Annotated in this window: 18 protein-coding genes and 1 tRNA gene; 10 read left to right on the top strand and 9 right to left on the bottom strand. The window is 59.5% G+C overall.

Going from position 1 to position 21,560, the window contains the following annotated elements:
* Positions 1 to 4: 4 nt before the first annotated feature.
* The 7 genes from LPA36_RS19180 to LPA36_RS19150 all read right to left on the bottom strand — a co-directional run bounded on the left by LPA36_RS19180 (position 5) and on the right by LPA36_RS19150 (position 11,216).
* Positions 5 to 2,491 (bottom strand): tetratricopeptide repeat protein, encoded by a 2,487-nt coding sequence (locus LPA36_RS19180; protein ID WP_228880036.1) that lies wholly within the window; start codon positions 2,489 to 2,491, stop codon positions 5 to 7.
* 54 nt (positions 2,492 to 2,545) lie between these two features.
* A complete protein-coding gene (locus LPA36_RS19175) occupies positions 2,546 to 3,754 on the bottom strand; it encodes a class I SAM-dependent methyltransferase (protein WP_228880034.1) in 1,209 nt (402 codons plus the stop codon).
* Entirely contained in the window at positions 3,751 to 4,692 is a 942-nt protein-coding gene (locus LPA36_RS19170) for a UDP-glucuronic acid decarboxylase family protein (RefSeq protein WP_228880033.1), read from the bottom strand. Before LPA36_RS19170 ends, LPA36_RS19175 begins: the two co-directional genes overlap by 4 nt.
* Positions 4,689 to 6,551, bottom strand: a complete 1,863-nt coding sequence (locus tag LPA36_RS19165) for an O-linked N-acetylglucosamine transferase, SPINDLY family protein (protein ID WP_228880032.1) — start codon at positions 6,549 to 6,551, stop codon at positions 4,689 to 4,691. Before LPA36_RS19165 ends, LPA36_RS19170 begins: the two co-directional genes overlap by 4 nt.
* Positions 6,548 to 8,713 (bottom strand): O-linked N-acetylglucosamine transferase, SPINDLY family protein, encoded by a 2,166-nt coding sequence (locus LPA36_RS19160; RefSeq protein WP_228880029.1) that lies wholly within the window; start codon positions 8,711 to 8,713, stop codon positions 6,548 to 6,550. The genes LPA36_RS19165 and LPA36_RS19160 overlap by 4 nt, the downstream gene beginning before the upstream one ends.
* Before the next feature lie 82 nt (positions 8,714 to 8,795).
* Entirely contained in the window at positions 8,796 to 9,482 is a 687-nt protein-coding gene (locus LPA36_RS19155; RefSeq protein WP_228880028.1) for a glycosyltransferase family 2 protein, read from the bottom strand.
* Between the two features lie 39 nt (positions 9,483 to 9,521).
* Positions 9,522 to 11,216 carry a methyltransferase domain-containing protein gene (locus tag LPA36_RS19150; RefSeq protein ID WP_228880026.1) on the bottom strand — a complete coding sequence of 565 codons (1,695 nt, stop codon included), beginning with the start codon at positions 11,214 to 11,216 and terminating at the stop codon, positions 9,522 to 9,524.
* A gap of 790 nt (positions 11,217 to 12,006) precedes the next feature.
* Between LPA36_RS19150 and vioA the strand changes: the two genes are divergently transcribed.
* From vioA to LPA36_RS19105, 9 genes are read left to right on the top strand one after another with little or no spacing between them, the layout of a single operon-like run.
* Complete coding sequence (gene vioA / locus LPA36_RS19145; protein ID WP_228880023.1) at positions 12,007 to 13,116, top strand: dTDP-4-amino-4,6-dideoxy-D-glucose aminotransferase VioA; 1,110 nt, start codon at positions 12,007 to 12,009, stop codon at positions 13,114 to 13,116.
* Positions 13,117 to 13,158: 42 nt separating this feature from the next.
* Positions 13,159 to 13,857 (top strand): WbqC family protein, encoded by a 699-nt coding sequence (locus LPA36_RS19140; protein WP_228880021.1) that lies wholly within the window; start codon positions 13,159 to 13,161, stop codon positions 13,855 to 13,857.
* Positions 13,858 to 13,886: 29 nt separating this feature from the next.
* A complete protein-coding gene (locus tag LPA36_RS19135; protein WP_228880019.1) occupies positions 13,887 to 14,609 on the top strand; it encodes a class I SAM-dependent methyltransferase in 723 nt (240 codons plus the stop codon).
* A gap of 13 nt (positions 14,610 to 14,622) precedes the next feature.
* On the top strand, positions 14,623 to 14,886 hold the full coding sequence (locus tag LPA36_RS19130) for a hypothetical protein (protein ID WP_228880016.1): 264 nt from the start codon (positions 14,623 to 14,625) through the stop codon (positions 14,884 to 14,886).
* A complete protein-coding gene (locus LPA36_RS19125) occupies positions 14,883 to 15,860 on the top strand; it encodes an ATP-grasp domain-containing protein (protein ID WP_228880013.1) in 978 nt (325 codons plus the stop codon). The genes LPA36_RS19130 and LPA36_RS19125 overlap by 4 nt, the downstream gene beginning before the upstream one ends.
* Positions 15,838 to 16,518: a metallophosphoesterase family protein gene (locus LPA36_RS19120; RefSeq protein WP_228880011.1), complete on the top strand. Its 681-nt coding sequence runs from the start codon at positions 15,838 to 15,840 to the stop codon at positions 16,516 to 16,518. The genes LPA36_RS19125 and LPA36_RS19120 overlap by 23 nt, the downstream gene beginning before the upstream one ends.
* A gap of 12 nt (positions 16,519 to 16,530) precedes the next feature.
* Positions 16,531 to 17,505, top strand: coding sequence for a glycoside hydrolase family protein (locus LPA36_RS19115; protein ID WP_228880007.1), 975 nt, complete (start codon positions 16,531 to 16,533; stop codon positions 17,503 to 17,505).
* Positions 17,502 to 18,455 (top strand): glycoside hydrolase family protein, encoded by a 954-nt coding sequence (locus LPA36_RS19110; RefSeq protein WP_228880004.1) that lies wholly within the window; start codon positions 17,502 to 17,504, stop codon positions 18,453 to 18,455. Before LPA36_RS19115 ends, LPA36_RS19110 begins: the two co-directional genes overlap by 4 nt.
* Positions 18,456 to 18,473: 18 nt before the next feature.
* Complete coding sequence (locus LPA36_RS19105; RefSeq protein ID WP_228880001.1) at positions 18,474 to 19,232, top strand: class I SAM-dependent methyltransferase; 759 nt, start codon at positions 18,474 to 18,476, stop codon at positions 19,230 to 19,232.
* A gap of 148 nt (positions 19,233 to 19,380) precedes the next feature.
* On the opposite strand, the gene LPA36_RS19100 is transcribed toward LPA36_RS19105, so the two are convergent.
* Positions 19,381 to 19,806 (bottom strand): hypothetical protein, encoded by a 426-nt coding sequence (locus LPA36_RS19100; RefSeq protein WP_228879998.1) that lies wholly within the window; start codon positions 19,804 to 19,806, stop codon positions 19,381 to 19,383.
* Between the two features lie 337 nt (positions 19,807 to 20,143).
* Positions 20,144 to 20,219 (bottom strand) — tRNA-Arg (locus tag LPA36_RS19095).
* Between the two features lie 295 nt (positions 20,220 to 20,514).
* On the opposite strand from LPA36_RS19095, the gene LPA36_RS19090 reads away from it, so the two are divergent.
* On the top strand, positions 20,515 to 21,420 hold the full coding sequence (locus LPA36_RS19090; protein WP_228879995.1) for a c-type cytochrome: 906 nt from the start codon (positions 20,515 to 20,517) through the stop codon (positions 21,418 to 21,420).
* The last annotated feature ends 140 nt before the right edge of the window (positions 21,421 to 21,560 follow it).

Raw genomic sequence — 21,560 nt, 5'->3', positions numbered from 1 at the left:
TGACTCAGTCGGCATAAGGCGCAACTTCCTTCGTGTTTTCGACATGTCGCGCCCACATACCGTGAAACGCGTCCTCGAGATTCTTCGCAAAGCGCGGCGCGTCGCACAACGGCGACGCCAGCACATGCTCGCGAAGCCCCGCGCGCATCGCCGCCAGCTTCTGCGGATCGGATGCAAAAGCGATGGCTTTGGCGAGATAGTCTTCCTCGTCGACGGCGATCCAGTCGGCGAGATCTGCGGTCTGCAACAGGCTTTCGCAGATGTGCGTGAGGAAGCGGTCGCCCTTCATGCACAGCACCGGCACGCCCATCCACAACGCTTCCGCCGTCGTCGTGCCGCCCGGATACGGGAATGGACTCAGCACGATATCGACGCGGTTGTATGTCGCGAGATATTCGGGGCGAAGCGATGCGCCTTCAAGAATCAACCGCGAAGCGTCGATGCCATGCGCTGCGAAGCGCCTGTGCGTGGTGAGTTGCGCGCCCTTCGTGTCGAGACCATGCGACTTCAGGAAGAGCTGCGAACCCGGCACCGCATGCAGCAGACGCGACCACAGCGCGACGACCTCATCGCTCACCTTCATCAGCTTGCCAAAGCAGCCGAACGTCACCGCGCCGCCGTTGGCGAGCATCGGCAGCGGGCCGACCTTCACATCGTCGACAGGCGGCGTGAAGCACAGATAGCTGTCCGGCAGGCGCCACGGTTTTTCGACGAACTGTGATTCTTCGCCAGGCGGCAGCACGTACCGGTCGCCGAGGAAGTAGTCGATCGACTCGCTGCCCGTCGAGGCAAAGAAGCCGAGGTAGCTCACCTGAACCGGCGCCGGCTTCCACGCGAAAATCGGCAGGCCTGTGTACGCTGTATGGCCGGACAGGTCGACCAGCACGTCGATCCTGTCCTCGCGGATCACCCGTGCCGCTTCTTCTGTTTTCAGGCCATCGAGCACACGCCACGCGCTGAAGTGCGGTTTGAGACGCGCGGTGACTTCGTCTTCGAGCGTATACGTTGCGTAAGCAACCAGATCCACGCGCGCGGGGTTCACGTAGCGGAACACGCTCTCGAGGAAAATGCCCGCCGGGTGCGCGCGCAGGTCGCCCGACACAATGCCCACGCGTAGACGCGAGCCATCATGCGAGGGCGTATGGACATACGGCTTCACGCCCATCGACATTAATTCGCCGAAGCGGCGCGCATGCTTCAGATAGGCGTCGGCATCGAACTTCGCGGAGCCTGCAAGGCTGAACAGCAGACGGTTGTACGTCTGCACCGGATCGGGGTCGAGCGGCAGCGCCTTCAGGTAGGCGTCGATCGCGCCGTCGAGATCGCCGAGTGCGCGCAGGATATCGCCGAGGCTGATGTACATCGGCGCGGAGACGTCGGCGAGTTCGAGCGCCTTGTGGCAGCTTTCGAGCGCTTCGTGCGGCTTGTCGTGCTTCAGCAGAACGACGCCGAGGTTGTGATACGCGTCCGCGTTGTTCGGGTCGAGTTCGATCGCGTGTTTGTGGCTCAGCGTCGCGGCTTCGAGTCTGTCGAGACCGTAGTACGCGATGCCAAGGCTGTTGTATGCCTCGGCGAGTGTCGGCGCGAGTTCGATCGCGCGGATGCAGTTTTCCACCGACTCCTCGAACCGGCTTTGACGCCGCAGCACGCTGCCGCGGTTGCAATGCGCTTCCGCGAAGTCCGGCCGCAGCGCGATCGCAGTATCGAAGTGCGTGAGTGCCGCATCCAGATCGCCGATGTCGCGCAGCACGGTGCCGATGCTGTTGTGTGCATCGGCGTCGTTCGGGTCGAGCGCGTGGCGCAGGCTGCGGATCGCTTCCTCCGGCTCGCCCCGCGCTTTCAGCAGCAGACCGAGACTGTGGTGTGCAATCCGCAGATCGGGTTTAAGCGCCACAGCCGCGCGATAACTGGCGATCGCGTCGTCCATCTTGTCCTGTGCACGCAGAACGTTGCCGAGGTTGTTGTGCGCTTCCGCGTAATCCGGGTTAAGGCGGATCGCCTCTCTGTAGCTCGCCGCGGCTGCTTCCAGTTCGCCGATATCCTGCTGCGCGTTGCCGAGATTGTTGTGCGCTTCCGCATAGCCCGGACGCTGCGCAATGGCAAGCATGCAACTCGCCATTGCCGCCTCCGGCTGCTTCGCTTCGCGCAGCGCGTTGCCGAGGTTGTTGTGCGCCTCGGGATAATCCTGCTTCAGCCCGACCGCGCGTCGATAGGCCTCGATTGCATCCGCGAGCCGGTCCTTCTGGCCCAGCATGTTGCCGATGTTGTTGTAGTAGATCGCGTTCGGATGCGCCGCGATCGACTTCTCCATCAGTCCGATACCTGCATCGTGCTGACCCAGCTGACACGCGAGCAGCCCCAGAAAATGCAGCGCGTCCGGATTGCCTGGCTCGGTCTGCAGAATCTGTCCGTACAGCGCCCGCGCTTCGGCCAGCTGACCAACCTGATGATGCGCCAGCGCGCTAGCGAGGACTTGGGAATTGTTCTGCATGGATCTGGACTCGTGCGTCAGCAAGGGCGACGCATCACGCGCCGCCCGGTTCAATCAGTACGGATGCGATTCGGCGCCGAAATCTACCAGCGCGCCGTTGTGCTCGATCATCACGCTTTGCGCCGCAATACCTTCGCGGGACATTTCCGCAATAATGTCGCGCGCGCGCCACTGCGTCGGAATTACGATGACGTCGACGCCAGAGGCCTTCAGCACGTCGCGGAATTCGATCTTCTGGCCCGTGCCCGGCACATACGTGCCGGCCTTGTGCGGATCCGAATCCACAACCAGCGGAAAGCGCGCGGCATCCGCGCCGAACTGGTGGATGAAGGCCGCTGCCTTGCCCGTGCCGCCCCAGATCGCGACGCGCTTGCCCGAAGCAGCGAGGCCTGACAACTGCTGTGCGATCGTCTCGCGGCTCTCGACGGTGCGCGCGGCAAAACGCGTCGCTGCAGCGGCACGCTCACGCGCGTGCGCCGGCACGCCGAGCTTCACGAGCGCGTAGACCACTTCGCCGTCGTAACCGTGTTCAAGCACGACGATCTCGCCCGCGCGCGACATCAGCGTGCGAAACGATTCCGTCGTGAAATGCGAGACGTGTTCGTAGAAGAAATCGGCCAGCCGGTTCGTTTCGAAGACGCGGTCGATACACGGCACTTCGGCGAACAGCCAGCAATCCTTGCTGCCCTGCATCGCCGCGCCCCACGCGAGTTGCTCGATCAGCTTCGCCGGTTCGGTGAGGTGTTCCAGGACGTGACGGATCACAACCGCATCCGGCGTGAACGCGCTCATGTCGACGAGCGGATCGAAGAGACGCGCGTGAAACTCGACGCCCTTGCCCGTCTCCGGGCTCGCGTTCGGATCGAAGCCGATAAAGCGGCCCGCTTCGCGCGCCTGCGCGAGGCCGCGCACAAAGTGGCCTTCACCGCAGCCGATTTCGACGACGAGCGGCGCGGCCGGCAGATGATTCAGCAGCACGTCGCGCGTATCGGCGAGGTGGCCCTTCCAGATGCCGCCGCTGTTGAACATGCGGTTCGGGTTGCTTTCGTACGGAATCGCGTCGTAGTGAAACTTGTGGTTCCACACATGCGAGCACGATGGGCACTGCACGAAATCCTGCGCGTGACGCGGCAGCGCGCGTGCGGCTTCGGCCGATGCGGGCCACGCGAGCGTCGCGAGCGTCTGTTCGCCAGCCGGAAAGAAGCGCGCCGCGACCGAGTGGGCGCAAACGGGACAGGTCGTCCCCACAAGATCAAGACTCATGATTTCACCAGATGTTTGAAGTACGCGATCGTTTCTTTCAGACCGTCTTCGAGCCCGACGCCCGGTTGCCAGTCGAGGTGCTGGCGGGCCTTCGTGATGTCGGGCCTGCGTTGAATGGGATCGTCCTGCGGCAGCGGGCGATACTCGATGCGGCTCTTCGAGCCGGTCAGCCGCAACACCGTTTCCGCGAGATCGCGGATCGTGATTTCCGACGGGTTGCCGATGTTGATCGGACCCGTCACCTCGTTCTGGTCCATCATCCGCAACAGGCCTTCGACGAGATCGTCGACATAGCAGAACGAGCGCGTCTGGCTGCCGTCCCCGTACAGCGTGATCGGGTCGCCGCGCAGCGCCTGCATGATGAAGTTCGACACCACGCGGCCGTCGTCCGGACGCATGCGCGGACCGTACGTGTTGAAAATCCGCACGACGCGGATATCCACGCCATGCTGACGGTGGTAATCGAAGAAGAGCGTTTCGGCGCACCGCTTGCCTTCGTCGTAACAGGCGCGCGGGCCGGTCGGGTTCACGTTGCCCCAGTAGCTTTCCTGCTGCGGATGCTGCTGCGCGTCACCATAGACTTCGCTCGTCGACGCCTGCAGGATGCGCGCGCCGCAGCGCTTCGCAAGGCCAAGCATGTTGATCGCGCCCAGCACGGCGGTCTTCACGGTCGAAACGGGATCGCTCTGGTAATGCACGGGGCTCGCGGGACACGCCATGTTGAACACGCGGTCTGCTTCGACATAGAGCGGCAGCCATACGTCGTGCCGGATCAGCTCGAAGTTCACGCGGCCGACCAGATGCTGGATGTTCTGCTTGCTGCCCGTGTGGAAATTGTCGACGCACATGACGTCGTAGCCGGAAGCGACGAGGCGGTCGCACAGATGCGAGCCGACGAAGCCGGCGCCGCCGGTAATCAGGGCGGACTGGTTATTCATTCTGCAACCTCCATGACAGCGATAAGGTGTTGCGCCCACATGCCATGCAAGGCGGCTTCGAGATTTCGTGCAAAGCGCGGCGCATCGCACAGCGGCGACGCGACCACCTGCTCGCGCAGGCCGGCGCGCAGCGTGGCGAGGCTTGCGCTATCGGCGGCAAACGCGATGGCGCGGGCGAGATAGTCTTCTTCGTCGGCGGCGATCCAGGTGTCGAGGCCGGCCGAATGCAGGAAGCTTTCGCAGATATGCGACAGGAAGCGGTTACCGCGACGGCAGAGCACCGGCACGCCCATCCACAGGGCTTCGGCAGTCGTCGTGCCGCCGGGATACGGGAACGGGCTCAGCGCGATATCGACGCGGTGGTAGGCCGCCAGATACTCCGCGCGCGGCGAGCGGCCTTCGAGAATCAGACGTGAAGCGTCGATGCGATGCGCGGCGAAGCGGCCCAATGTGGCTTCGTGAACATGCGAGGTATCCAGCTGCTCGGCCTTCAGGAACAGCTTCGCGTGCGGCATGGCGTGCAGCAGACGCGACCATAACGCGACGACGTGATCCGTAATCTTCGCCAGCTGGCCGAAGCAGCCGAACGTCACCGCGCCGCCGTTCGCGAGCATCGGCAACGGGCCGACTTTCACGTCGTCGTGCGGCGGCGTGAAGCACAGATAGCTGTCCGGCAGACGCCACAGCTTCTCGACGAAATGTGCTTCTTCCACTGGCAACACGTGACGGTCACCAAGCACGTAATCGATCGTGTCCAGACCCGTGCTCGCAAAAAAACCAGGCCAGCTCACCTGCACCGGCGCGGGCTTCCACGCGAACAGCGGCAGGCGGTTGTAGACCGTATGACCGGAGCCATCAAGCAGCACGTCGATGCGATCGTCGCGAATGCGTTGCGCGGCGGCTTCGTCGCTCATGCCGGCGATGCTCGTCCACGCGCTAAAGCGCGGCTTGATGCGCGCGGTCAGGTCGTCTTCGAGCGTGCGCGTCGGATACGCGATGAGTTCGATTCGCGCCGGATCGAGTTCAGCCACGACGCTTTCGATGAAATAGCCCACCGGATGCTTTTTCAGATCGCCTGATACGATGCCGACGCGCAGCGGGCGCGCCGTGCGTGGCGCGTCATCGACCAGCCAGGTCTTCCACGGTTTTGCCTGCGTGCTGATCTGCGCGGCGAAGCGACGCGCTTCGTCGAGGTATTGCTGCGGCGTCGTGGATGCGAGGTAATTCAGCGCGAACAGCAGGTTGCTGTGCGGTTCGGCGAAATCCGGACGCAGCGCGATCGCGCTTCGATACGCTTCGATGGCCGCGTCGAGTTCGCCGAGTTCCATCAGCGTGTTCGCGAGATTGTTGTACGCCTGCGCATGTTCCGGGGCCAGGTTGATCGCGTTGCAGAACGACTGCACAGCTGCCTCGTGTTTCTTCAGCAGACGTAGTGCATTGCCGAGGTTGTTGTGCGCGTCGATATGATCCGGCTCCATCGCGATGGCCTGCCGAAAGCACTCGGCCGCCGCTGCGGGCCGGTTGTTCGACTGCATCACGTTGCCGAGATTGAAGTAGTACAGCGCCTGCGGCTTCTGCGTGATCGCCGACATGATCAGCTCTGAAGCCTCCGCGTACCGGCCAGCCTGATGTGCGACGAGACCCAGCAGGTGCATCGCATCGGTGTGGTTCGGGTCGATCGCGAGCACGCGGCGAAAGAGCGTCTCCGCTTCAACGAGACGATTTGCCTCGTAGTGTGCGAGCCCCTGGACAAGCGCTTCAGCGAATGTGAGGTCGAGCGTCTGCGGTGTCGGCGTGAGATGTCCGGAAGCGCGCGCGCTTTCGGACACAGACAGACCCTGGTTACCGGAGTCGTTCATGGGGCAATGCGTCCCGCGTGGTTCGGGGCGTTCTCAAGTTGATTGCGATCGGGATTGACGGCGCGCGGCACGCGTGCGCCGTCGTGCGAATGTGTCTGTGAAGCGGCGACGTACTGGCGCCACATGCCGCGAAACGCGCCTTCGAGATTGCGCGCGAAGCGCGGCGCGTCGCACAGGGGCGATGCCAGAAGTTGCTGACGCAAACCCGCTTTCAGGTGCATCAGGTGATCGCGGTCTGCGGCAAAGGCGACTGCCCTGGCGACGTATTCGTCGTCGTTGGCGGCGATCCATCCGGCGAGGTCGACTGTGTTCAGAATGCTTTCGCCAACGTGCGACAGGAACCGGTCGCCGCGACGGGTGAGCACCGGCACGCCCATCCACAGCGCTTCGACCGTGGTCACGCCGCCGGGATACGGATACGGGTCGAGTGCGATGTCGACGCGGTTATACGTCGCGAGCAACTCGCCGCGCGGCGACTGCCCTTCGAGCGTCAGGCGCGCGACATCGATGCCATGTGCGGCAAAACGCGCGGACGTCGACAGCTGCACCGAAGCGTCGTCAAGCTGCTTCGTCTTCAGATGCAGCCGCGAGCCGGGAACCGCGTGCAACACACGCGACCACAGCGCGACGACGGCGTCGTTCAGCTTCACGAGATGGTTGAAGCAGCCGAACGTGAGCGCGCCCTTTGTCGAGGCGGGCAGCGGCCCGAGCGGAATGTCGAAAGCCGGCGGCGTGAAGCACACATAGCTGTCCGGCATGCGCCACGGTCGTTCGACGAAGTGCGACGCTTCGTCGTCGGGCAAAACGTGCCGGTCGCCGAGGATGTAGTCGATCGCGTCGACGCCGGTTGTCGCGAAGTAGCCGAGCCAGCTCACCTGAACCGGTGCCGGCTTCCACGCGAACATCGAAAGACGGTTGTGCGTCGTATGGCCCGACAGGTCGACGAGAATATCGATGCCATCCGCGCGGATCCGGTGCGCGGCGGTTTCGTCGTCGAGACCGGCGAGGGAGTGCCACGCGGCAAAATGCGGCTTGAGACGCGCGGTCAGGGCGTCTTCGTCGCGTTGAGTGGCGTACGCGATCAGTTCGATCTGCGCGGTGTCGATCTGCGCGACGACGTTTTCCAGAAAGAAGCCGACCGGATGCGTTCGCAGATCGCCCGAAACAAAACCGATTTTCAGGCGCGGCTTCGATGCGACCGCGGTCGGCACCTCATGCGTCAACCGCTTCAGGCGGGCGACCTGATGGTCGCCAAAGCGGCGTGCTTCGGCGATCTGTTCCTCGAGCGAAACCTGCGGCATGAAGTTGAGTTGCAGCAGCAGATTGCTGCGCGCGGCGAGCAGATCGGGGTCGAGCGTGGTGGCCTGGCGGAAGCTGATCGCAGCGTCGTCGAGCAGGCCCTGGTCGCGCAGCACGTTGCCGAGGTTGTTGTGCATCGTCGCAACCTTCGGCTTCAGGGCGATCGCCTGGCGATAACAGGCCGTCGCCTCGACAAGATGGCTCTGCTTTTCGTACACGTTGCCGAGGTTGTTATGTGCTTCGGCGTAGTCGGGCCGCAGGCTGAGCGCTTTCGCGTAGCTCTTCATCGCGGCGTCGGCGTCGCCGTGATCCTTGAACGCGTTCCCGAGATTGTTCCAGGCCTCGGCGAAACCGGGCGCCAGTGCGAGCGCGGCAGCGCAGCTGTCGATCGCGGCTGCCGGATCGCCCGCCACGCGCAACGCGTTGCCGAGATTGCTGTGCGCTTCCGCGTAATCCGACCGGAGTGCGATCGCCTCGCGATAGGCCTCGATCGCCGGATGATGCTCGCCTCGGCGCGTCAGCACATTGCCGAGGTTGTTGTAGTAGATAGCGTTGGGATACAGCCCGATTGACCGCCTGATCCATTCGATTCCGGTCGCGATGTCGCCCGCGTCGCAGATGAGCAGACCGACAAAATGCACGGCGTCCGCGTGATCAGGCTCGCGGGAAAGAATCTGCTGATAGTGAGCGGCGGCCTCGGTGAAGCGTCCAGCCTGATGGTGCGCGAAAGCTGCCTGCAGCGTGTCGGCGATGGAAACGGTCGAAGGTGCATCGGCGTGGCCAGTCGCCGGAAGGCGCGCGTTCTGCGCATCCCGGTGACCGTTTCCCCCCGCCCGCTGTTCTTCGTCGTTCGCCTGTTCCATCGCGTTCTTAAACTCGTTCCCCGATTCCCCGACACGTCCCGATCACGGCACCCGCATGGCGAGCGCCGTCCGTGCGGCTGGTCTAGCTCTGGTATTTCTGCAGATACCGCTGGTAGCCCTCACGCCACGTCGGCGTACCAAACGCACCGCCGCTTTCGTGAACGACGCTGATCGGATACGTGCCCATCTTCAGGCCCTTGAGCTCGGCCTGACGGCAGAAGTCCATGTCGTAGAAATGGAACATGAACTGTTCGTCAAATCGGACACCGGCGGAATGGAGCCGCTCGCTGTCGGCGATCAGCATCAGTCCGTCGAGCAGCTTGCATTCGCGCTCCGACGGGCCGAACACGCTGATGTTTTCGCAAGGAAAGCCCTTGCCGTGGCCAACGACGCCGCTCAAGTACTGTCGCTCATCCCACTGGAACTGCGCGTTGACGAATGCCCACGCCGGCTGGTATGGAACGCGGCGTGTGTTGCCCGCGAGGCCGGCGATGTCGAACTTCGCCGCGGCTTCGTAAATGCGCTCGACCCAGTAGAAGTCGACGAGCGAAATGTCGTCGTGGATGAAGACCAGAATCGCGGGGTTGTCTTTGGCGTGGTCGATCGCGGCGTTGTAGACGGTCGAGAGGCCGTACGAATTCTTCTCATAGAGCAGGAATTCGGGCGGCGTGGTGTGTCTGTAGATCGACAGCGAGCGCCCAAGGGCTGACTCCGTGGCGAACTGTTCGCGCGAGTGCCGGGTGGCGCAGACGAGTCGAATGGGCTTCATGAATGGATCGGGTCTGGAGTCGAGGTTTGTTATCGCGCTTCACGACGCAAACACGGGCGCCTCGTCCTTGGCGAACAGGAAGAATGGTTCGCGCACGTTGCAACCCACCACATCTGCATCGATGTTGCCCAGTACCGTCGCATGAGGGTACAGGTCGCCGTTAAGACCCGCGTCGCGGAAGTAATCGACGATGTCAGCGCCGAAGAGGCGTACATGGTCGTCCTGACCGAAGTACCACGTCTTGAACGGAACCGAGGCCGGCTTGTTCAGTTCGAACGTGCGCTTGAGGATCGGCGAGTAAGGCGTCTGCGCCACGACGTGACCACCGGGCGCGAGGCAACGGCTGAACTCGGCCAGCGCGACATCTGGGTTGTCGACATGCTCCAGTACGTGATTGCAGATGATCAGGTCGAAGTAGCCGTCGGGGAAATCGAGGGCTTCGACGTTGATCTTGCGGTGGTCCGGGGAACGCGGAAACAGGTCGCCGGCGATGTACTCTCGTGGCTGGAGCCGGCGAATGCGCTGTTCGATTCGGACTTCGGGGGCAATATGGAGGATGCGCTTTCCCGGCGCGTCCTCGAGGATTCCGGAGTACGCGATATATAGCCATACATGGCGCTCACGGTCGTTGCAGTAGCAATGCGGGCAGTTGTGCTTGTCGAGAATCGAGCCGATCGTCTCGGTATGCTCCATGAAATCCATGCGCATATTGATGTTCGGGTGCGCCAACCATGTATCGACGGGTTGCTCGCAGATCACACAGAAGTCCTGGGTATCAGCTGGATTTTTGCGTGCTGTTACTCGCTCCATTACGGCGTCGCGCGCGCTCTTCAGGTTCGACTGATACTGCACCGAGTTAAACAGTTCGTTTGACGGAAGCTGTGTCAGCTCGTCCAGATTGCCCAGCAGTGCGCCGAGTTCCGGGAGTTTACCTGCCCAGCCTGTATAGATCGCTTTCATTCGATCTCTCGCCGCCGCAAGGGCCTCGCCGTGCAGGCGACCATCCGCGGCCTCGCCGCGCAACATCATTTCCCACTCGAAGAGCCCGGCGCTGAAGCGCGGGCTGCTCTGGCTGGAATTCTGACCGGCGTGCTGCCTGAAGGCGCTTCCGTATCCACCGACCGCGACAATCGGTGCACGCCCGGAGAGGTTCAGACACATCGCTACATCGGCGAGGAACAACAAGTCGAGATCGCGATAACCGAACAGTTCATCCAGTTCGACAAGTTCGCGATTGAGCATGATATTGCTCGGCTCACCCACGAAATTATTTTGATTGGCGACCATGTGCTCCGCGAGGAATGCCCGATCGAGAAGCACGCGCTCACCTTCGTTGACCAGCGCGGGCGGAACGAACGTCACCTGATCATCACCATCGATAAACACGCGGCCATGAAACGCCAGCGCGGATTCTGGATTTTCACGCAGTGCGGCGATCAGGATTTCGACCGAGTTCGGCATCAAGACGTCATCGTCGAACAGCCATTTAACGTATTTACCGCTCGCGCGCCGCCACAACTGGCGGGCGTTTTCCGAACCGTTTTGAAACCCGTGATGGAAATACTGCACGCGCGAATCCCCAACGCGCCGAACAAGCGCTTCCAGGTCGCCATGGGGCGTGTCATCGCCCACGAGAATCTCGACATCTTCGAACGTCTGCTGCTGTGCACTTATCAGCGCTCGGCCGAGAAACTGGGCCTTGAATGCCGGAATCAGAATACTGACGGTAGCCATTGAAGCGAATCCTTCCTGTAATTGAACTGCCTTTGCGTTGCCTGGGTATTCAATGCTTTCAGCCGGCATTCACCGCCATGCCAGTGGCCTGTTGTGATACAGCCAGGCGCGCAATGCGGTCTTTCGATGGCAGGATCGTAGCTTCAAGTACGGCGCTTCAATCAGGGGAACAGGGGCGGATTTAGGGGCTATTTTCGACCTGGTCGCGGGCGCTCCTCTCCGATACGTTTGCAGGGTCGCGCCCATTCCTGCGGGGCGCGGCCGCAAGCTGTGGAGTGGTTCCGGGCTCATTCGCGATCCCGCAAACAGGCATGGCTTTCGGGCTCATATCCGCAGTTCAGCACGGTCGGCCGGGTTGCATAATCCACCCAGATCGCCTCCCTTACCGAAACCTTGACTCTTTCCTGTGTGTCGCCGGCCGCTCCGATGCCGCCCATCCCCCAGGAGATCCGTCGAACCGGAGTTCGCTTTGGGGCGTCGCGCGCGTCGGAGTGCGAACAGACAACTTTTTTGCGGGACGAGAGGAACAAATGAGCGCCAATACATTACTTCGCGTCGTCCCGAGGTGCATAGTCGAGCGAATCATCATTGCCTCGCGACACCTCCCGCCGCTCGCGCGGGCTCGCTCTTCGGTTGAGAAGGTTGAAAACGAGGAAATCGTGACCGATGGTGCACCGTTTCCTCAGCAGCTTGAGCAGGCATCGTATGGGGACTGTTTATTCGCGAGTGACTTTCGCATCTGGGAATGAACGAAGTGCTGGCTTGAGCGCAAACATTGAGTGATTGATACATGAGAAACGAGAACATTTTCGTCACCAAGCCGACCTTGCCGCCCCTGGACGAGTTCGCCCCTTACTTGCAACAGATCTGGAACAACAAGGTCCTGACGAATGGAGGCCCGTTCCACGAACAGCTGGAAAAGGAGCTTTGTGAATATCTCGGCGTAGAACATATCTGCCTGTTTACGAATGGCACCCTCGCATTGGTTACCGCCTTGCAGGCTTTGCGAATCACAGGGGAAGTCATCACTACGCCCTATTCATTCGTCGCGACCTCCCATTCATTGTTGTGGAACGGCATCAAGCCCGTTTTCGCCGATATCGATCGCGATACGCTCAACCTGGATCCTGCGAAGATCGAGGCAGCAATCACTCCACAGACTACGGCAATCATGCCGGTGCATTGTTACGGGCATCCTTGCGACATCGATGCCATTCAGAAAATCGCCGATAACTACAATTTGAAGGTCATTTACGACGCGGCGCACGCTTTTGGCGTCGAATGCGATTCCGGCAGCGTGCTCAGGCACGGTGATTTGTCAGTGCTCAGCTTTCATGCCACTAAGGTATTCAATACGTTTGAGGGCGGCGCCATCATCTGCCCCGATGCCAAAACCAAAGTACGCATCGATCAACTGAAAAACTTCGGTCACGTGGGCGAAGTGACTGTAGTGGCCCCTGGTATTAACGGAAAAATGAGTGAATTCAACGCGGCCCTGGGGTTGCTGCAGTTGAAGTACATTGATCAGGCGCTTGCCCGGCGAAAGAGGATTGACACTGCCTACCGTGAACGTCTGGAGGGCGTAAAGGGCATTCATTGTCTGAAGGGCGCAGGAGAGAAAATCGCTAACTATGCCTACTTTCCGATTCTGGTCCAGGCCGACTATCCAATCCGCCGTGACGACCTTTATCAGAAGCTCAAGGATAGGGGCATTCATCCGCGTCGCTATTTCTATCCACTGATTTCGGATTTCCCCATGTATCGCGGATTACCTTCTGCCCATCGGGAGAATCTGCCAGTGGCAACAGCTTCATCACAACAAATTCTGTGCTTGCCGATCTACCCCGACCTGGAAATATCGGTGGTCGATGAGATCACTCGCTTCATTGCGGACCAGTAAAACGTGAATACGGGTTCGGCGAGCGGCGTCGGGAGGGAGGGGATGAAACTGGCCATCATGCAGCCATACTTCCTTCCCTACATCGGGTATTTCCAGCTCATCGCGGCGGTGGATCTGTTTGTTGTGTACGACAACATCAAATACACAAAGAAAGGCTGGATCAACCGCAACCGGATTTTGCAGAATGGACACGATGCAATCTTTTCTTTGCCTTTGAAAAGCGGCTCGGACTCGCTGGACGTTTGCGAACGTGAGCTCGCAGGGGATTTCAGACGCGACAAGCTACTGAATCAGATCATCGGTTCGTACAGACATGCTCCGCATTTTGAACAGACATTCCCACTGATTGAACGGATTGTGCGTTACGACGATGTCAATCTGTTCCGCTATCTGCATCATTCCATCGTCAGTGTATGTGCGCACCTCGAACTGGATACGGAAATCCGCGTGTCGTCCGGAATCGACATTGATCACGAACTGAGGGGGCAGGACAAAGTGCTAGGGCTGTGTAGGGCGCTGGGTGCAAAAACCTATGTCAACTCAATAGGTGGGATCGAACTTTATACGAGAAGCGACTTTCAGGCGCAGGGCATGGAACTCAAATTCGTACGGTCGACTTCATTTGAATACGCGCAGTTTGACGCGCCATTTGTGCCCTGGCTTTCCATTGTGGATGTATTGATGTTCAACCCGCCAGAGCGTGTCCGTGCCGAGGTAAGAGATAGCTACGAATTGATCTGACGTGAGACGCACTACCGCTTGAGGATGAAATGAGCAATACGCTGGATTCGCATGTGGCCGCTTATCAAAGCGACAACCTGTACGATTTCGATAACGAGATATTGATGACCTGGTATCCGCAAAGAATTTTGCATCAGGCAGGCGCCAGAAGTTCGCTACTGGAGCTGGGCCTGGGACACGGGCACACCGTCGATATCTTCTCCAGCAAATTCCCACGGCATGTCGTGCTGGAGGGCTCACCCGCGATTATCCAGAACTTCCGTCAGAAACACCCGGCCAGCAGGGCGCAGATCATTGAAACCTATTTCGAGGAGTTTTCCACCGACGAACGGTTTGACGTGATCGTCATGGGATTCATCCTTGAGCACGTGGATGATCCGCTGCAGATCTTGCGCCGCTATCGATCCTTTCTCGCGCCCGGCGGAAAGATGTTCCTGGCCGTGCCGAACGCAGAAGTACTGAATCGCAGGCTGGGGCATCTGGCTGGATTATTGGACGACGTGACCACCTTATCCGAAAATGATCACTTGCTGGGTCACAAGCGCTATTACACCGTGTCGAGCTTGCGCGCCGAAGTGACCAAGGCGGATTGCGAGATCGATCGGCTTGAAGGCATATATCTGAAACCTTTCACCACTCGCCAATTGCTTAATCTGCAACTGGACCGGAAGATCATTGATGGTCTGTGCGCGGTTGGTATCGACTATCCCGAACTGAGTTGCGGGATACTTGCTGAAGTTTCGGCCAAATGATGTGGAAGCCGGAATGAAGATAAAGATCTTGAGCGAACAATCTTCGATCGCGCACGGGCGGAAGCCTGTCATTGAGTCGCTTGCCGCAACGGCGGCAGCGTCTATCGCACCATTCAATCACAGCAATAGCATCCGTTTCATGTTGGATGAGTTGAACGTTCCGACGGACATTTTTGCTGCTGAAGCCGAGCAGCGTCATCGGACCACCCATTTCGTGCAGATCTCGATGGCCCGAGGCATGCCACAGGAAGCGGCGCGAAGAAAGGTACTGTCATGAAGAGGGTGCTGGTTTCCGGTGCCAGCGGCATCGTCGGTTACGGTGTATTGCGCTCGCTGCGGCAAGTCGGGCAGCCGTGCTTCCTGGTGGGCACGTCAATCTATAACGACTCGGTGGCGCCTGCATTTTGCGATGCGTTTGAGTTGGCCAAACCCACCAACGCACCGGAATACCTGGACTGGCTGCTCGCCACGTTGCGCATGCACCGCATCGACCTGCTGATACCCGCCATCGAAATCGACATGTATCACTGGGTCGAGCACGTATCCGAGATTCGCGCCACCGGCGCGTTGCCATTGCTTAACGCTCAGGAACTGATCGAACTGTGCAAGGATAAATGGGGCTTCTACCAGCAGTTGAAGGCGGCCGGCGTAGCGTGCGCCATTGAAAGCTCTCTGGAGCCGGACTTCAATACGCTGGCGCGAAGGTTTGGTCTACCGTTCTTGCTGAAGCCGCGTCGAGGTTTTGGATCGAAGGGAATCGTACGGGTCACGTCGGAAGAGATTTTCCTTAGGTACCGCGAGGACGTCGGAACTATCCTGATGGCACAGCCAATCGTGGGCAATGATGAAGAAGAGTTCACCACCTCTGCGTTTTGTGACGGGCTTGGCGGCTATTTTGCCGGCATGACGCTGCGGCGCAAGCTGTCGCCCGACGGCTTTACTGACAAGGCCGAAGTGGCGGACACGGCGGAATTCTCGCCGGCGATCGCCGAGTTGTGTCAGCTTTTTCGCCCGTTGGGGCCGACCAATTTCCAGTTTCGACGTTGCCCAGGCGGTCCGAAGTTGCTAGAGATTAACCCGAGAATTTCTTCCTCTACATCCATCCGAACCGCATTCGGCTATAACGAAAGCGCGATGGCCCTGGATTACTTTCTGGATCAACGAAAGCCGACGCAACCCGCGATCAGGCGCGGTCGGGCAGTCCGCTACACTGACGAGCAGATTTTCTATGAAGACGGCGTTTATCTCTGACATTCACGGTAACTACGAAGCGCTCAAATCGGTGCTGGCGGATATCGACCGGCTCGACGTAGATCGCATTTACTGCGCCGGCGACGTCGTCGGCTACTACTCGCAAATTAACGAGTGCTGTCGGACTCTGCGCGAGCGTGAGATTCCCTGCGTAATGGGCAACCACGACTGGTACATGGCGGGCGGCGGCTTCTGCCCACGCTCGCGCAGCGTCAACGACTGCCTCGCTTATCAACGCACCATCATCGAGGATGACCATCTCGAATGGCTGCGCAGTTTTCCAGTTCAAATGCGTATCGACGAGATACGACTGGTGCATGGTGGCTGGGGGGACCCCATTGACGAGTATCTGAAGCCAACCGCCGAGTATTTCGACCGTGTGCAAGGCAGCGTATTCGTCTCCGGACATACCCACATTCAAACCGTTCAGCGGTTCGGCGAGAAAATTTACTGCAATCCCGGTTCGGTAGGTCAGCCCAGGGACGGCGATCCACGAGCTGCATTCGCCGTCTACGAGACAGGGGATTTCACCCTGCATCGCGTTGAATATGACATGCAGAAGGTCTTTGACTTGATGGACGCAGCCGGTTTCAACGACTACTACTATGGCAGCCTGAAGACAGGCGCGCGTAACCTGCGACGGTTGGCCGACGACTAGGACAAGACTCTTATGTTTAGATGGAAGAAGCTTGGCAAAGTATTCGATCCCAAGGATTTGAAGACTGCAAGCTGGATGCATGAATTCGCACAATCACCGTCTGTACTTATCGAAGATAGTTTCGTGCGAGTGTTTTTCTGCTCGCGTCCGGCCCCGGCGCCGGACGGACAATACCTCAGCTATATCTCCTTCATAGATGTCGATCGCGACAACTTGCTCAACATCCGGCGGGTGTGCGAGAACCCAGTGTTGGACTTGGGAAAATACGGCACTTTTGATGAGTTTGGCACGTATCCAGCGTCCGTGATCCGCGACGGTGCCGAAGTTCGCGCGTATTACGCCGGGTGGACTCGCTGCGAATCGGTGCCATTCAACGCTGCTATCGGCGTGGCAATCAGCCATGACGGTGGCGAGACCTTTAACCGGCTGGGAGATGGACCGGTGCTGTCCTACAGTCCGGACGAGCCCTTCCTGCTTGGCAGCCCGCGCATCCGCAAGTTCGAAGGACATTGGCAGCTCTGGTATGTGGCCGGCAAGGAATGGCGAATGACCGACGGCAAGCCGGAGCCGGTATATAAAATTCGCATGGCTACTTCAGACAACGGAATCGACTGGGTCAGACACGGCCGCGACCTGATTGCGGACAAACTGGGCGAGCACGAGTGCCAGGCCTGCCCGGATGTGTCCTACCGTAATGGTCGATACCACATGTTCTTTTCTTACCGTGACATCCGCAACTACAAGAGTAGTGAGGGCGGCTACCGCATCGGCTACGCTTCATCGACGGACATGACCAATTGGCAACGCAATGACGATCTGCTGAATATCGGACTGTCTGAAACAGGATGGGATTCGGAAATGGTCAACTATCCGCATATCTTTGAACTGGATAATTCGACGTACATGCTTTACCAAGGCAACGGCATGGGGCGCGCCGGGTTCGGGCTGGCGTTGCTGCAATCTTCGGAAGAGTGGGGGCAGGCATGAAGTGGAGGAAGCTAGGCAAGATATTCAACCCAACCGAGCACGAGCTTCCCAACCGTTGTGTGGAGTTCGCCCAGTCACCGCAGACGCTAGTTCTGGCCGACCGGGTGCGGGTCTACTTTTCAACCCGAGAACGGGACAACGTGGGCAAATATCTCAGTCATGTGGCGTATGCCGATTATTCGCATGACATGAGCAGACTTCTGGGCGTGTCGTCCCAGCCGGTGATCGCGCTAGGCGGACTGGGCTGTTTCGACGAGCACGGCATTTTTCCGTTCAATGTGCTGCGAGATGGCAAGCAGATTGTGGCGTATACGACGGGCTGGAATCGCAAGGTTTCGGTTTCGGTGGATGCGTCTATCGGCCTCGCGGTAAGTCACGACGAAGGAGAAACTTTCACACGGCACGGTAGCGGGCCACTGCTGACTGCCTCGCTGAAAGAGCCATTTCTGGTCGGCGATGCATTCGTCGCCAGATACGGCGACGACTATCACATGTGGTACATCTTCGGCACGAAGTGGGAAAAGTTCACCGCGTCCGAGCCGCCAGATCGCGTGTACAAGATCGCCCATGCCACATCGCAGGACGGGGTCAACTGGCGACGCGACGGGCGGCAGATCGTCAGCGACCGGTTGAATGCCGACGAGTGCCAAGCCTTGCCGACAGTAATCTGTCTGAATGGCGTTTATCACATGTATTTTTGCTACCGGCAGGCTTACGGTTTTCGGCAAGACAGCAACCGCGCCTATCGCATCGGCTATGCCTGGTCCACCGACCTGGAAAATTGGGTGCGCGACGACAGCCTGGCGGGCATCGATGTCTCCGCCGAAGGGTGGGACTCGCAAATGCAGTGTTACCCGCATGTGTTCGACTGCGACGATAAGGTTTACATGCTGTACAACGGCAATGAGTTCGGCCGCCATGGGTTTGGTTTGGCCGTACTGGAATCTTAAGCAAGAAGGGAATTGATCATGTCAGAACCAAGAGACTATAACCAGGAGTTGAAAGACGGGGACAACGTCGCAAAGGAGAAGTATGCCTATAGCTTCGACTTTGACGTGATGCACCCATACATGATCCGCTCATTTGAGCCGTTCTTCCGTCAGGGGAACCTTCTGGAACTTGGAAGTTATCAAGGCCAGTTTACCCAGCGTTTTCTCGACCACTTTCACGACATCACTTGTGTGGATGCCTCCGATGAGGCAATACGCGACGCGCAGCAAAAACTGGGCAAACGCGTTCAGTTCGTCAATGCGACGTTTGAGGAAGCGGTCCTGCCTCGCCGCTACGACAACATCGTGCTAACCCACGTGCTGGAACATCTGGATGATCCGGTACGGGTGTTAAAGCGTATCAATGATGACTGGTTGGCCGAGAACGGCCGGTTTTTTCTGGTGTGCCCAAATGCCAACGCGCCATCAAGGCAGATTGCGGTAAAGATGGGATTGATTTCGCACAATTCCGCCGTAACACCCGCTGAGGCAGAGCATGGTCATAGACGCACCTACACACTGGACGCCCTTGAACGCGACGCCGCTGCCGCTGGGCTGAAGGTGGTTCACCGGTCGGGGATCTTCTTTAAAGCACTAGCGAACTTCCAGTGGGATCGACTGCTGCAAACAGACATCATCTCCAAAGAGTATCTTGAGGGATGTTACAAGGTTGGACAGCAATATCCGGATCTGTGCTCGAGCATCTTCCTTATGTGCGAACGCGGGGGAAAGAAATGAGGAAAGTTTGAATCTTGAAACGTAACAATGCGCCCCTCTCATTTTGGAGGCGCACATGCGGTTTGAGGCTATTTCAATCGTAACGATGGGGCAATGCCAATGACGCGGGACGTGCGGCGCAGCGCTGCACGTCTCGCGACTGACAGCGTCAGGCGGGACCTGGACAAGCTGAGCCCTGATACGTCATGGTGATCGTGTAGTGTCGGTCCCACTGAAGGGGCGGCATACCGGGAACGCTCCACTCTACATACTCGCCATTCATGGTGGTCGATTGCATAAACTGGACGGTGCCGAATGTCGCAATCTGGCCCGAAACGCCTGCCGAGAGGCTGCCATAAATCTGAACTCCACTGCCGTTTTGGAACCAGTTACCGTTCCAGGGCCCTTGGGTCGTTGAATACCAGGTATTGTCGGCGTTCAGGCAAATCATCTGCGTGCTGAAATGACCGCCAGCTGGCTGATAGTAGGAGTCCATCTGCCAATAACCAACGACTGCAGGATCAGCATAAGCGCTTGCTGAGCAACTCAAAAATACGGCCGCAATGCTAGCCAGTTTTTTCACGAGGAAGTTCACGATTGACAGTCCTCGAGCTAAGTTTGTTTTTGAACTTGTTTGTCGACGATGCGAGGGCAGCAGAGGCCCGACGAGCATCCGTATCATGCTGATGCGGTTGACATCCCCGAGATGCGATGAGAAGGAGGCAAAATTACCCCTTATTATCCAGATCGAGCCTGTTGGACGACGTTAGTGCGTGGAGAACGAACTCTAGGGGCGATTCAACTGGGGCTTCGGGAAGTAAATCCCGATTGACTCGTGAACATCCGACTCAATATCAGGCCGGAAGTCGCAAGCTATCTCGCCGCCAGCTATGTCGGGGAAGCAGAGAAACCGCTAAAAGCCATACGGCTATTGGTGCGCCCGGCTGGGATCGAACCAGCAACCCCTGCCTTCGGAGGGCAGTACTCTATCCATTGAGCTACGGGCGCATTTCACAAAAAGCGCCGCAAAATCAACGAAGGCAGCGCCAAAGCAAGACCGAGAGGATACCCGGTTTCGGGTGACCCGTCCACCGCGCCGGCCGCTGAAGCCCGTCCAGCGGCCTTCGACGCGCGTCATCCGGAAACAACCGCACATCAGACGATTCGCGTAAACGCCTACTGAAGAGCGTCCTGCCGGCTCGCCGCCGCCGAAACTCTGCGTCTATAATCGTCCTCGTAATAAAAGAACAGGTCGTAGCCGTCACGCTGTACCGCTCACAATATCCCCGGAGACGAGACAAGCATGAGCGAAGCACCCCACGGAAATCCGATCAAAACCCCCGCACAGCTGTTCGCTGCGATCATCGCCGGATTTGCAGTCCCGATTGTCATCATCGTTCTGCTGGCCTACTACGTCGACAACGGCACGCGCATCGGCGCCGGCACCGATGGACTCACCGACGCCGCCGTCGACCAGCGGATCACCCCGCTAGCCCAGGTCGACATCCGCGACGCCAATGCGCCGCGCGTCTATAAAACCGGCGAGGAAGTCTACAAAGCCGTCTGTTCCGCGTGTCACGCCGCCGGCACCGCGGGCGCGCCGAAATTCACCAATACCGGCGACTGGGCGCCGCGCATCGCGCAGGGCTTCGACACGTTGTGGCACACGGCGCTGACCGGCAAGGGCGCGATGCCCGCGCGCGGCGGCACGAGCCCGGACGACTACAGCGATTACGAAATCGGCCGCGCCGTCGCCTACATGGCGAACAACGCGGGCGCCAATTTCACCGATCCGCCGGTGCCGGTTGCCGGCGCGGCCGCAGGCGCATCGGGCGCCGCCGCAGCTTCGGGCGCAGCCGCGGCAGGTGCGTCAGATGCCGGTGCAGCGCAGGCCGCTGCGGCCATGGCCGCCATGGCGAGCGTCCCGCAGGCGGCGCCCGCTTCCGGCGCCGCGCAAAGCGCGGACGCCTCCCAGGCCGGCAAGGCGCTTTACACGCAGGTATGTCAGGCGTGCCACGCGGCTGGCGTGCTCAACGCGCCGAAGTACGGCGACAAGGACGCCTGGGCGCCGCGTCTGAAGGAGCCGATGGATACGGTCTACAACTACGCGCTGCACGGCAAGGGCGCAATGCCGCCGAAGGGTGGCTCGAACGCATCCGACGCCGACGTGAAAGCCGCCGTTGATTACATGGTCAGCGCGGTGAAGTAAACCGGTCCGAAACCGAAGCCGGCAGGCAGGCAGGCAGGCAGGCAGGCAGGCAAAGCAAAAATCCCTGCGAACGCATCGCGCGTCGCAGGGATTTTTTTCGTCTGCCTCGCTGGCCGTTAGCCGCCCCGCATCACGTAAAA

It is taken from the genome of Paraburkholderia saeva, assembly GCF_907164555.1.
In the GTDB taxonomy this organism is placed as follows: Bacteria; Pseudomonadota; Gammaproteobacteria; order Burkholderiales; family Burkholderiaceae; genus Paraburkholderia; species Paraburkholderia saeva.
The sequence above is the reverse complement of the archived record's forward strand: the minus strand, read 5'-3'. Positions and strand labels throughout refer to the sequence as shown.

Bases quoted from the DNA above. Each gene is read 5' to 3' on its own strand.
- LPA36_RS19180 (WP_228880036.1), bottom strand. From the start codon at position 2,491: ATGCAGAACAATTCCCAAGTCCTCGCTAGCGCGCTGGCGCATCATCAG.
- LPA36_RS19175 (WP_228880034.1), bottom strand. From the start codon at position 3,754: ATGAGTCTTGATCTTGTGGGGACGACCTGTCCCGTTTGCGCCCACTCG.
- LPA36_RS19170 (WP_228880033.1), bottom strand. From the start codon at position 4,692: ATGAATAACCAGTCCGCCCTGATTACCGGCGGCGCCGGCTTCGTCGGC.
- LPA36_RS19165 (WP_228880032.1), bottom strand. From the start codon at position 6,551: ATGAACGACTCCGGTAACCAGGGTCTGTCTGTGTCCGAAAGCGCGCGC.
- LPA36_RS19160 (WP_228880029.1), bottom strand. From the start codon at position 8,713: ATGGAACAGGCGAACGACGAAGAACAGCGGGCGGGGGGAAACGGTCAC.
- LPA36_RS19155 (WP_228880028.1), bottom strand. From the start codon at position 9,482: ATGAAGCCCATTCGACTCGTCTGCGCCACCCGGCACTCGCGCGAACAG.
- LPA36_RS19150 (WP_228880026.1), bottom strand. From the start codon at position 11,216: ATGGCTACCGTCAGTATTCTGATTCCGGCATTCAAGGCCCAGTTTCTC.
- vioA (WP_228880023.1), top strand. From the start codon at position 12,007: ATGAGAAACGAGAACATTTTCGTCACCAAGCCGACCTTGCCGCCCCTG.
- LPA36_RS19140 (WP_228880021.1), top strand. From the start codon at position 13,159: ATGAAACTGGCCATCATGCAGCCATACTTCCTTCCCTACATCGGGTAT.
- LPA36_RS19135 (WP_228880019.1), top strand. From the start codon at position 13,887: ATGAGCAATACGCTGGATTCGCATGTGGCCGCTTATCAAAGCGACAAC.
- LPA36_RS19130 (WP_228880016.1), top strand. From the start codon at position 14,623: ATGAAGATAAAGATCTTGAGCGAACAATCTTCGATCGCGCACGGGCGG.
- LPA36_RS19125 (WP_228880013.1), top strand. From the start codon at position 14,883: ATGAAGAGGGTGCTGGTTTCCGGTGCCAGCGGCATCGTCGGTTACGGT.
- LPA36_RS19120 (WP_228880011.1), top strand. From the start codon at position 15,838: ATGAAGACGGCGTTTATCTCTGACATTCACGGTAACTACGAAGCGCTC.
- LPA36_RS19115 (WP_228880007.1), top strand. From the start codon at position 16,531: ATGTTTAGATGGAAGAAGCTTGGCAAAGTATTCGATCCCAAGGATTTG.
- LPA36_RS19110 (WP_228880004.1), top strand. From the start codon at position 17,502: ATGAAGTGGAGGAAGCTAGGCAAGATATTCAACCCAACCGAGCACGAG.
- LPA36_RS19105 (WP_228880001.1), top strand. From the start codon at position 18,474: ATGTCAGAACCAAGAGACTATAACCAGGAGTTGAAAGACGGGGACAAC.
- LPA36_RS19090 (WP_228879995.1), top strand. From the start codon at position 20,515: ATGAGCGAAGCACCCCACGGAAATCCGATCAAAACCCCCGCACAGCTG.